The organism is Paracoccus sp. FO-3 (genome assembly GCF_006386455.1).
GTDB lineage: Bacteria > Pseudomonadota > Alphaproteobacteria > Rhodobacterales > Rhodobacteraceae > Paracoccus > Paracoccus versutus.
Genome location: NZ_VCBQ01000129.1, coordinates 1 through 11,677, shown reverse-complemented (window position 1 = coordinate 11,677; position 11,677 = coordinate 1). Strand labels below are relative to the sequence as shown.

The window sequence follows — 11,677 nt, the reverse complement described above, 5'->3', positions numbered from 1 at the left end:
GGATCGATATAATGCCATTCGACGCCGTTCTCGTTGGCCCATTTCAGGATCGCCTTGCTGGTGAACTCGGTGCCCCTCCTCGGGAAAACGATCCCCCGGATCGTTTTCTGATCCTCGTCGATCACTGACGACACAGGCCGGCTTGCCGTAGATCCTGACCAGCGCATCCAGTTCCCGCGCCACCCTGGCCCCCGAGATGCTGGTGTCGGCGATCAAGGCGAGGTTTTCGCGGCAGCAGGGGAACGATCCCGCCGGTGCAGCGCCAGTCACCACCCTGGTCGAGCTGACCTTCCAGCGAAAGAAGATCGAGCGCTGGATCAGGTTCGGCCGCAAGAGCTATGAGCAGATCATCGACCGCCGCCGCAGCCTCGTCGGTTTCGCGCCGGATGCGGTCCTCGCCTTCGTCCGCTGGGCCTCGAACGACTACGGCACGATCGTTTCCCGCATCGACATTGTGCGGGCAATCGGTCGCGGCGAGCCGTTCCAGACGCTACCCTTCGTCCGCCCCGGCGGTGAAATCCTGTTGCGCCTCAGTGGCTGGCCGAAGGTGCAGCACGCCTTGCAGGTGATCGACGCCGTGGAGGCGCTTGGCTTTGATCCGACGGAAGTATCGCCGGACTATTGGCGGTACGTCCACAATCGCCTGACCGCCGGTCTGGAGCCGCATCCCTATACGCCCGAACGCCATGCCGCATGGATCGGCCGCCGGAGGATCGACCCATGACGTCCGCCGGATATTTCTGGGCAACATATCTGACGGCGCTGACCGTCCTCGGCCTTTCGCTGCTCGACATCGCGCCGCGGCTGATCTGGAATGCCAGCGCCAGCGTGCCGGTCGGGTTCTACATGCTGCGCCCGGAGCCGCAGCCGGCCATCGGCGATCTGGTCGCCGTCATGCCGCCTGAACCGCTCGCCGGTTTCATCGCCGAACGCGGCTATGTCGCGACGGTCGTGCCGCTCCTGAAGCGCGTGCTCGGCCTGCCGGGACAGCGGGTTTGCCGTGACGGTCTGACGGTCACGCTGGACGGGATCGGGATGGGCGAGGCGCTGGCGCGCGATCGGCTCGGCCGCGATCTGCCCGTCTGGCAGGGCTGCCGCGTGATCCGCGAGGGCGAGCTGCTCCTGATGAACCGGGAGGTCCGCGACAGCCTCGACGGCCGATATTTCGGCGCCATCCCCGCAAATTCCGTCATCGGTAGGGCGATCCCGCTCTGGACCGATGAGGAAGGCGACGGCCGCTTTGAATGGCGCGCGCCGACGCAGTGACTTCGCACTTCAACCATCAACCACAGGAGACTTGCCATGCCCCAGATCGGTCAGTTCACACGCGGGAAATCCGGGTTCGCCGGCCGCGTCCAGACCCTCACACTCGCCTTTGATCTGGCGATCAGACCCGCAAGCTCACCGACGAGATAGATCAGGATCGGTTCACGCGGCTCGACCGCGCCATGGCCGAGGAAGCCGATGCGCGGCATCTCGATCTGCGCCTTGAGCCCAGCACGCCCCCGGCGGCAATTCGAGCGAAGCCTTCGCCTGCGCCGGCTTGCCAGGCTGGAGAGCATGGGCCTCGCCACCGAACACGCGCCCGGTATCTGGGAATTGAGCGAGCGGCTGGAACCCACCCTGCGCGAGTTGGGCGCACGCGGCGACATCATCCGCACCATGCACGAGGCGCTGAAGGCCGATGGTCTGGACCGCGATCCGATGAGCTTCCAAATCCATGACGGATCGCCCGCATTGCCCATCACCGGCCGCGTTATCGACAAGCACCTGTCCGACGAACTGGGCGAGAACCTGACGGTCGTGGTGGACGGGATCGACGGCCGCACCCACCACATCGCCGGCATCGCGCCCGAGCGGCTGGAGGATGCCCGCATCGGCAGCATCGTCGAGATCGGCCCGGCCGAAGCGGCAGCCCGGCCGTCCGACCGCACCATCACCGCCATCGCCGAGGACGGCATCTATCGACCGAGCCGCCATCTGGAGCAGGCGAAGTTCGAGGGCCGCGTTCCGGGCGGCGACTATGAGGGCTATGTCGATGCCCATGTGCGCCGGCTGGAGGCGCTGCGCCGGGCCGGGATCGTCGAGCGCATCGACGCAGATCAATGGAGCATCCCCGATGATCTGGTCAGCCGCGCCGCCGCCCATGACGCCGGCCGCGACCGGCAAGCCAGTGTGCGCGTCCTGTCCCCGGTCGGTCTGGAAAAGCAGATCGGATTGGACGGCGCGACATGGCTGGACCGCCGATTGATCCATGGCGAGACGGCCGACCTTGCGCCGACCGGCTTCGGCCAGCAGGTGCGCGAGGCGATGGACCAGTGCCGCGAGCATCATATCGAACAGGGCGACGCCACCCGAGCACGGAATGGCCGCGTCTTTTACCGGCGCAACCTTCTCGCCACCTTGCGCGAGCGCGAGGTTGCCCGCGTCGGCGCGGTGATGGCCGAGAGCAAGGGGCTGCCGTTCCGCGCCGCCACGGACGGCGAGAACGTCAGCGGCAAGTTCACCGGCACCGTGCAGCTATCGAGCGGCAAGTTCGCCGTGGTTGAGCAATCCCATGAATTCACCCTTGTCCCGTGGCGGCCGGTCATCGACCGCCAGCTCGGCCGCGAGGTCATGGGCGTCGTGCAGGGCGGATCGGTGTCGTGGCAGTTAGGACGGCAGCGGGGGCTGGGCCTGTAGGTTGACCGCATCAGGCCGTGGTGCGGCGCGCAGACCTTGGCGCCGTGAATCCTCCTTGATGCGTCGGTGTTTATCTGTGGATGTGCCGTTGCCTCTTGCCGAGGCACACAATAGTGTGATGCGCGGGTCAGCTACCAGCCAGCTCAGTTGTTCAGCGTCATGTGTCGCTGCTCATGGTTGGAGAGCGGAATTCCGGAATGACCCCAGAAGAAAGCGACAGTCTCAGGCAGTTTGCAGTCATGTGGCATGGCCATATGCAGGAATCAGTTGTTCGGGGGCTGCTGTCCATGTCGGCGAGGGACGCGGGACATGGGCGAGCGTGACGATCCGCATGGGGTTTTCGGCGCTTTGATGAGCGGCTACGACAGGTTGACGCGCCGTCTGACGCGACGGTTGGGCACCGTATCCGATGCCCAGGACGTGATGCAGGATACGTGGCTCAAACTCGCCAGGGCGCAGGATGTTCAGGACATATCGAGCCCCGGCGCCTATGTCGGGCAGGTGGCGGAAAATCTGGCGATAGACCGACTTCGCGCGCAAGGGGTCCGCGAGAGGTACTTCACGACGGCGGAGTTCCATGACCGGCCTGCCGACCTTCCTTCGGCAGAACGTATCGTCGATTTTCGTCAGCGCGTGGCGCGTCTGGAAGCGATCATCGCTGACCTGCCGGCCCGGCAGCGACAGGTTTTTCTCATGCACAAGTTCGACGGGCTGAGCCATTCCGACATCGCCACCCGTCTGGGGATCAGCCGAAGCGCGGTGGAAAAGCTGATCATGAAGGCGCTCGCACAGTGCCGTGACGGTTTGGGTGACCTGCTTGATGACCTCTGATATGCGAAATCCACAACCGGGGGTGAGGTGGTTGGGTTCCTCATCCGTCTTGGATAGAGAAGGATCTCTCCACCTCGTCCCCATTTCCGTCCGGAAGACATATCCATTAGCCGGTGACCCCGATGGCACGAGCCAAAGATAGTCCAGACCTGCAAGGCCACGGAGGCGATGTCCGTGACGAGGCGCTTGCCTGGTTCGTGCGCATGAACTCGGGGGATGCCACAGAAGCCGACCGTGCCCGCCATGCCGCCTGGCTTGCCGCCGATCTCCGGCACCGGCAAGAATATGCGAAGCTCGGCGGAATCTGGAGCGACCTTGATGCTGTCCGGGATCCGCGGTCGATTACCCCGATGCCGCCGGTTACTCCGGTAATATCCCGACGCATGGTGCTGTCAGGCAGTATCGCGGCGGGGCTGGCCGGCGGCTACCTCGCGCTGAACGGCCTGCCGGATTTCCTGCAAAGCGACGAATACACCGGCACGGGCGAAACCCGTCGTGCCACGCTGGAAGACGGCAGCACCGTCGATCTTGATGCCGATACGGCCTTTGCGCTGGAATTCGACAATCAAGTCCGAGGCATCCATCTGCAGCGAGGGCGGGCGTTTTTCGACGTTGCAGCAGATCCTCGTCCGTTCCGCGTGCGTGCGGAGGGCGGGATCATCACTGCGCTGGGCACCCGTTTTTCCGTCCATCTCTGGGATGGCAGCACGACCATCGCGGTCGAGGAGCACGCCGTCACCGTGCAATCGACCGGGCTGGACGAGGTCCGGGTTGAAGAAGGCGAGCGCATCTCCTTCGGCAACGGTGCGCCCGGCACAGTGGAGCCTTTCGATGCCTATATCGAAACCGCATGGCTGCGCGGCAAGCTGATCTTCGAGGACCGGCCGCTCCGCCAGGTTCTGGCCGACGTCAATCGTTACCGCAGCGGAACCATCCAGGTCACCAGCGACAGGCTGCTGGACATGCGGGTCAGCGGCATCTTCGACATCTCCAACCCCGATGGGGTTCTGGAGGCCATCGAGAACACCCTTCCGGTGCGCAGCACTCATGTAACGCGCTATCTGGTCGTGCTGCGTCCCGCCTGACCGGGCCGCAGCCGATTTCCCGACAAAAAAGTTAAGAAAGTTTGCCGGAGGGGGTGAGGTGCCCCCGCCCAGTAGCCGTCTAGGGGATATCAGGCATCGTTTCGGGTGCCGCCTCAACCATATGGACGGGAGTTTTGATATCATGAGGCAGAGTTTCCCCCGCAGTCATGCCAAGGCGGGTCTTGGCATGCGCATTACCCTCGCGCTGTTGACGTCGACAGCCATCATCTCGGGCGGCGGGCTTTATCTTCCCGCAGCAGCCCAGGAGGCGTCAATTACTTATGCGGTGCCTGCCGGACCGCTCGGTTCGGCCATCACGCGTTTCGGTGAACGCTCTGGCCTCCAGATCCTCTACCCGGCCGATCTCGTGCGCGGCAAGCAGTCGCCGGGTGTGTCCGGAAATCTGACAGCGGATGAGGCGCTTTCCCGTCTCCTTGCGGGCAGCGGTCTGACGTATCAATACACCGCCGCCAATACGGTGACGATCGTGCCGATCAGCGCAGGGGCATCGGGCGTGGCCCCGGACGGCTCGATCATGCTGGACACGATTACGATTCAGGCAGGCGGTGCGAACACCGAGGGTAGCAACAGCTATACGACGACGGCCAGTACCATCGGGAAAACCGACGAGACCCTGCGGGAGACGCCGCAATCTGTCACAGTGATCACCACGCGGCAGATTAAGGATCGCGGTCTGACGGACCTTGGCGCCGCCATGAACAGCGCGACTGGTGTGACCGTGACCCCGGATCAGTACTATGGCGCGGGCCGATTTTTCGCGCGTGGCTTTGAAATCAGCAATTTGCGCATCGACGGCGGCGCGGTCGGCGTGACCAGTTCCTACGATGCGATCGGCAGTATCGGCTTATCGCGCTATGATCGCGTTGAGGTGCTACGTGGGGCCGATGGGCTGTTCTCGGGTAATGGCGAGGCGGGCGGTATCATTAGCCTGGTACGCAAGCGGCCGCTGGACGAGCGGGCAAGCACAGCCGAACTGTCCTACAGCAACTGGAATCGGGCGACGGTAAGCTATGACTACAGCACCCCGTTAACTAAGGATGGCGACGTGCGGGCGCGTATGATCCTTTCTGCGGAAAAGGGCGACACCTTCTATAACGGGGGCGAATTGGACAACCGGTCGTTCTACGCGATCATCGAAGCGGACCTAGGCGACAGCACCGTTCTAACCTTTGGTGGTAGCTACGATCGGCAGCGCAGTGCTCCCTGGTGGGCTGGTATGCCGCGCTATCTGGACGGTTCTGATATCGGCCTTCCAGTCGAAGCCAGCCTCGGCACCGATTGGGCCGATCTGGATCATAAGGGCTGGGAGATTTTTGCGGGTTTGCGGCATGACTTTGCCAATGGTTGGGTTTGGAATAGTAATCTTACTTATGCCGAGCATAAATACCGCGGCCTCTATGGCTACCTGGCAGGTGCGGTTGATCCGCTGACCGGCGATGGCTTGGTCTTTAACGGGTCACATAATTGGGCCGATGGTTATCAGATCCAAGCTGATACGAATATCTCTGGCGATTTTGATCTGCTTGGGCGTCGCGCAGATATTGTTATTGGCTTAGACTATGCAAAGCACAGCTCAGACGTAAACCGCAGCGAATTCACCGGACCAGCAGTCAATCTGGACGATGTGGACGATGCGAATTGGCCGATTGCGACTATACCGGATTTTCCTGGAGATTATTATTTCAATTTCCACCCATACACGGAAACGCGCTATGGTGTATACGCGCGTGGAAAGTTCGAAATGAGCGATCAAACCCGGATCATCCTTGGCGCGCGTTATGGAAATTACAAGTATTCCTTTCATCGAGCGAGTTACAATCGCGACGGGTCGGTGAATTGGCGTGAGGCTATTGATTACAGCGATAATGGGGTGCTGACGCCTTTTGCTGCAGTATCGCATGACCTCAACCGGGATTGGACAGCATATGCAAGCGTTGCAACGATTTATCAATCGCAATCACGCTATTTGCGTGGCCCTGAGCCGGGATCGCCGTTAAACCCGATTACCGGACGCACCTTCGAAACTGGTCTTAAGGGAGAACTTCTGGGGGGAGCAATGAACGCAAGCCTCGCGGCTTACTATACTAAGCGCGAGGGCGAGGCCGTTCGGGATCCCCGTTACGCTGGTGCGTCTAACCCAGGAAATGGTAGTAGTTGCTGTTATCTCGACGATGGTGAGGTAACTAGCAGGGGGTTGGACATAGAGGTTTCAGGTGAGGTCGCGTCAGGGCTTCAACTATTCGCCGGCTATACGCTTAATATCAACAAAAATAAAGAAACTAACGGTGTTTACAGCGCCATCACACCAAGACATCTGTTGAAGGTATGGGCGAACTACAACCTTCCTAATGATTATTCGAAGTGGACGATCGGCGCCGGCCTGCGCGCGCAAAGCACCACCAAGGTTAGTGGGACGGAGTGGGTTGAGCGTGCCGGTGGGGAGTGGAGCGAGGTACCCTTCAATTTTGGGCAAGGTGGATATGCCGTAGCGGATCTGAGTGTACGCTATGATTTCAGCGACGACGCGTCACTGACATTGAATATCAACAACGTCTTTGATAGAGGCTATTATGCGCAGCTCGGCACCTTGTCCAAGAACAATTTCTACGGCCCCCCGCGCGAGATCGCGTTGACGTTCCGCAGTACATTCTGAGGTAATCGTATTCATGTGAGGGTTCGGGAGTTTCAGAGTCTCGTGAGAACCCGAACCAATTCGTAATGGATGCGGTCATTGCTGGTCGTTTCCGCCCCTTCCCTTGAACCACCGTACTTGCGGCTCGAAACAGGAAGATACTGATGATCCCCTTAACTATCCGCACAGACTTGCTCCGTATGGTGCTGCCAGTGGCTTTGGCACTGACCTTAGCGATGCCCGCTGTCGCACAGCAGGCGCCGAATGAACCCGCACCGCTGACAACGGCCGAATTTGCCCCCGCCATGATCCGCACCGACACGATCCCCGGCGCCTATGAGGTCGTGCATTGGATGGAGGAAGGGCTGGCCTTCGTCGCGTCGGTGCCGTCCTTCGATGAAGGCACGGCGGGCTTCATCCATGTGCTGGACGCCGATGACCTGCACCCCATTCGCCAGATCCAGCTGCCCCGCCGGCCCTTTGCGCTGGCCTTGGACCGCAGAACCGGGCGGCTCTACGCCGGCAATACGCTGGACGGCTCGCTGACCGTGATCGACGCGAAGGGCGGGCAGATTCTCGACACCATCCAGCTCGGATTGGAAAAGGAGGAGGGCGGCTTCGAACACACCCGCATGATCACGCTGGACGAAGACAGGGGCCTTGCCTTCGTCACCAGTCCCGGCCGCGAGGGCGTGGTCTGGATTGTGGACCTGAAGGCGGGCGAGTTGCTGCACCGGATCGAGGGCGGGCTATGGCCGGCCGGTGCGGTTTATAATGCGAATGCGGGACGTTTCTACGCCAGCGGTGGCGGGATCGAGGAAATCTCGGTCATCGACGCGGTCAGCGGCGAGCGGGTAGGCATGATCTCGACCGGCGATACGACCGAGGAGGCGGCCGAGGCTTCACAGCATTTCTTCCTCAATCTGGCGATCGACACCGAAGGCCAGCGCCTGTTTGCGGCCGACGCGAACAAGGGTGCGATTTACGTCTTCGATATCGCCAACGGCAAGGTGGTCAATCAAATCCCTGTCGGCCCCGGCACGCTGGACGTGGCATTCAATCCTGCCCGGTCGGAGATTTATGCCACCTGGCGGGGCACGACACGGAAGGAAAACGCAGGCACCGGCGGGCTGGTGGTGATCGGTGCGCAGGACTATGCGGTAAAGCAGCGCATTCCGCTGCCCGTGCACCCCAACAGCATTGAGGTCAGCGAAGACGGCCAGACCCTGTTCGTGACCGTCAAGGTTCCGCATGACAAGGAGCATTCCGACTATCGCGAAGGCGCGCTGGATTCGGTCATTCGGGTCGATCTGGAGAAGCTGCCCGCTGCGTATCGATGAGAGTTTGAACGCGCGGTGCAGCATCCTGTTGCACCACGATTTGCGGTATGGGACATGAGCCTGGGCATGTGCCGGGGCTGCTGTCCGGCGCCGGAGCGTCCTGAGCCAGCCCTGCCGGCTGCCGGCCTCGCTATCTGCGAGAGCCCGGCACCGGGCCGCCAAGCCAGGTCAAGACGTATAGGATCGTGTTCGGGTCATCCGGGCAGGTCATACCGAACCATCGCAAGCCGTCGTCGCCAGCCCCGAACGGATCAAGGATGGGTTTGCCGAATGAACGCCCTCAATCACGGCGCGAAGATCCCTGCGCCATGGCAGGAATCGCCCCCGACCCGGCGCCCCGGCAAGCGGTGGGTCGTGCTGACCGTGCTGGCGCTGGCCGCCCTAGCCGGCGCGGGGCTGTGGCATCTGCGCGGGGGACCGCCCGCCGTCGCCTATGACACCGCGCCAGTCATCCGCCGCGACCTGGAAAACGCCGTGACCGCCTCGGGCCGGATCGAGCCCCATGCCCATGTCGATGTCGGCGCGCAGGTCTCGGGGCAGTTGCGCCGGCTGCATGTCGCCGCCGGCGACCGGGTCGAGGCCGGGCAGCTCTTGGCCGAGATCGACGCCGAGGTGCAGGCGGCGCAGGTCGAGGGCTTGCAGGCCGAACTGGCCCGCCTGGCCGCCGAGCGCAGCGAATTGCAGGCGCAGCTGGGCTTTGCCGAGCGCCAGGCCGGGCGGCATTCCTCGCTGGCCGGGCGCAGCAGCAGCCGGGTGACGCTGGAAGAGGCCGAGCGTGACCGCGACGTGCTGCGCGCCCGGATCGAGGCGCTGGACGCCACCATCCGCCGCAGCCGCGCCGGGTTGCGGGCCGAGGAGGCGACGCTGGCCCGCTCGCGCATCACCTCGCCCATGGCCGGCACCGTGGTCGCGGCGCTGGCACGCGAGGGGCAGACGCTGAACGCCAATTACGACACGCCGCTGATCCTGCGCATCGCCGACCTGGCCACCATGACGGTGCGCAGCGACGTCTCCGAGGCGGATGTGGTGCATCTGCGCCCCGGCATGCCGGTCTGGTTCACCACGCTCGGCTTTCCCGACCGCAAGCATCGCGCCACCCTGCGCCAGGTGCTGCCCGCGCCGCCGGTCAAGGAGGGCGAGGAGGCCAATTCCGTCGTCACCTATGTGGCGCTGTTCGACATCGCCAATCCGGGCGGCGCGCTGCTTTCGGGCATGACCGCGCAGGTCTTCTTCGTCACCGAAAGCGCGGCGGATGTGCTGGCCATCCCGGTCTCGGCGCTGGACGAGGACGGGGCCGTGCGCGTTCTCAGTGCGGCCGGCACGCCGGAAACCCGCCACCCCCGGACCGGGATGCGCACCCGCTCCCATGTCGAGATCACCTCGGGGCTGGAGGAAGGCGAGCTGGTGATCACCGGAGAACGCCCCACCGAGGGCGAGCCTTTGCTGAGGATCGCACCGTGACCGCCCCGGCGGATGACCCCCCGCTGATCCGCATCCGCGGGTTGCACCGGGTCTTCGGCGAGGGTGCGGCGCGCGCCCATGTGCTGCGCGGCATCGACCTCGACATCCGCGCGGGCGAGTTCGTGGCCATCGTCGGCACCTCGGGGTCCGGCAAGTCGACGCTGATGAACATCCTCGGCCTCCTGGACCGGCCGACGGCGGGCAGCTATCACCTGGCCGGGCAGGACGTGGCGCGGCTGTCGCGCGACGCGCAGGCGGGGCTGCGCAATCGCCTCTTCGGCTTCGTCTTCCAGCAATACAACCTGATCCCGACGCTGACGGCGCTGGAGAATGTCGCGCTGCCCGCCAGCCATGCCGGGGCCGCGCGCGAGGCGCGGCGGGCGCGGGCGGCGGCGCTGCTGGAAAGCCTCGGGCTGGGGCACCGGATGGGCGCGCGTCCCGCGCAGATGTCGGGCGGCCAGCAGCAGCGCGTGTCCATCGCGCGGGCGCTGATGAACGGCGGCGCGGTGATCCTGGCGGACGAGCCGACCGGCGCGCTCGACGCCGAAAGCGGCCGGCAGGTCATGCGGCTGCTCTCGGATCTTGCCGCCAAGGGCCATACGGTGATCCTGATCACCCATGACGCCGACATCGCCGCCCGCGCCGATCGGGTGATCCGCGTGGCCGAGGGGCGGATCGCCGGCGACAGCGGCTTTGCCCCGCCGGCCGAGCCCGCCCCGGCGTTGCCGCCGCCGGTCCACCGCCGCCCGGCGCTTCTCTCTACCCTGCGCGAGGCCGCCCGCGCGGCCTTTGCCGCCATCGCCGCCAGCCCGGTGCGCACCGCGCTGACGCTGTCGGGTATCGTCATCGGCGTGGCCTCGGTCGTCGCCATGCTGGCCATCGGTCGCGGCGCGCAGGAGGAATTCATCCGCCGCGCCTCGGCCATCGGCACCAACTGGGTCGTGGTCAGCTCGGACCAGGACACGCGCATGCCGCGGCGGCCGCTGACGCTTCAGGATGCGATGGCGCTGAAGGGCCTGCCCAATGTCGCGGGCGTGATGCCGGGGCGGTGGGAACAGGCGAGGGTCGCCGCGGGCGGGCTGTCCATCGACAGTGACATCCTGGGCACGGACCGCGATTTCCGCGGCGTGCATGGCTGGGACGTGGTGCGCGGCAGCTTCTTTTCCGAAACGGACGAGCGCGGCGGCAGCCCGGTGCTGCTTCTGGGCGCGACCGTGGCGCGGACGCTGTTTCCCGACACCCGCGATCCGACGGGCGAGTTCGTCATGGTCAACATGTCGCCCTTTCTGGTCGGCGGCGTGCTGGAGGCCAAGGGGCTGAGCCAGAACGGCAGCGACCGCGACAAGGTGGTGGCCATGCCGCTTGCCAGCCTGGAAAGCCGGGTCTACGGGCCGGGCGAGCTGTCGGTGATCGTGGTCGCATTGCAGGACATGGCGCGGCTTGAGGAAACCAACGCGCTGCTGCGCCGGGTGATGACCCAGCGCCACGGGGCCGAGGATTTCTGGCTGGCCGATGCGGCCGGGGCCTTTGCCGCGGCCGAGGCCGAGCGCGCCTCGCAGAACCTGCTGCTGGGCGCCATCGCGGCGATCTCGATCTTCGTCGGCGGCATCGGGGTGATGAACATC

Annotated in this window: 10 protein-coding genes and 1 pseudogene; 10 read left to right on the top strand and 1 reads right to left on the bottom strand. The window is 64.3% G+C overall.

Annotated features, from left to right (window positions below; translation table 11 throughout):
• Positions 1 to 237: pseudogene (locus tag FE811_RS23335) on the bottom strand (hypothetical protein); the annotation flags it as partial.
• Between FE811_RS23335 and FE811_RS23330 the strand changes: the two are divergent.
• The 10 genes from FE811_RS23330 to FE811_RS23285 form a co-directional block, all read left to right on the top strand.
• Positions 197 to 724: a DUF2840 domain-containing protein gene (locus FE811_RS23330; protein WP_072464203.1), complete on the top strand. Its 528-nt coding sequence runs from the start codon at positions 197 to 199 to the stop codon at positions 722 to 724. The pseudogene FE811_RS23335 and the gene FE811_RS23330 sit on opposite strands and share 41 nt — an antisense overlap.
• The gene (locus tag FE811_RS23325; protein ID WP_208861631.1) at positions 721 to 1,266 is read left to right on the top strand and encodes a S26 family signal peptidase; all 546 of its coding nucleotides are present in this window, start codon (positions 721 to 723) and stop codon (positions 1,264 to 1,266) included. The genes FE811_RS23330 and FE811_RS23325 overlap by 4 nt, the downstream gene beginning before the upstream one ends.
• Positions 1,267 to 1,302: 36 nt before the next feature.
• Entirely contained in the window at positions 1,303 to 1,416 is a 114-nt protein-coding gene (locus tag FE811_RS23320) for a DUF736 family protein (RefSeq protein ID WP_072464205.1), read from the top strand.
• A 48-nt stretch (positions 1,417 to 1,464) separates the two neighbouring features.
• On the top strand, positions 1,465 to 2,682 hold the full coding sequence (locus FE811_RS23315; RefSeq protein WP_140848958.1) for a DUF3363 domain-containing protein: 1,218 nt from the start codon (positions 1,465 to 1,467) through the stop codon (positions 2,680 to 2,682).
• Between the two features lie 309 nt (positions 2,683 to 2,991).
• Complete coding sequence (locus FE811_RS23310) at positions 2,992 to 3,513, top strand: RNA polymerase sigma factor (protein ID WP_036760333.1); 522 nt, start codon at positions 2,992 to 2,994, stop codon at positions 3,511 to 3,513.
• 122 nt (positions 3,514 to 3,635) lie between these two features.
• Positions 3,636 to 4,598: a FecR family protein gene (locus tag FE811_RS23305; RefSeq protein ID WP_116222539.1), complete on the top strand. Its 963-nt coding sequence runs from the start codon at positions 3,636 to 3,638 to the stop codon at positions 4,596 to 4,598.
• A 187-nt stretch (positions 4,599 to 4,785) separates the two neighbouring features.
• Complete coding sequence (locus tag FE811_RS23300; RefSeq protein WP_166435574.1) at positions 4,786 to 7,272, top strand: TonB-dependent receptor; 2,487 nt, start codon at positions 4,786 to 4,788, stop codon at positions 7,270 to 7,272.
• Positions 7,273 to 7,415: 143 nt separating this feature from the next.
• Positions 7,416 to 8,591 (top strand): YncE family protein, encoded by a 1,176-nt coding sequence (locus tag FE811_RS23295; protein WP_116222541.1) that lies wholly within the window; start codon positions 7,416 to 7,418, stop codon positions 8,589 to 8,591.
• Between the two features lie 270 nt (positions 8,592 to 8,861).
• Positions 8,862 to 10,052 (top strand): efflux RND transporter periplasmic adaptor subunit, encoded by a 1,191-nt coding sequence (locus FE811_RS23290; protein ID WP_116222542.1) that lies wholly within the window; start codon positions 8,862 to 8,864, stop codon positions 10,050 to 10,052.
• The coding region (locus tag FE811_RS23285) for an ABC transporter permease (RefSeq protein WP_140848956.1) at positions 10,049 to 11,677 on the top strand (1,629 nt) is incomplete at its 3' end. The genes FE811_RS23290 and FE811_RS23285, both read left to right, overlap by 4 nt.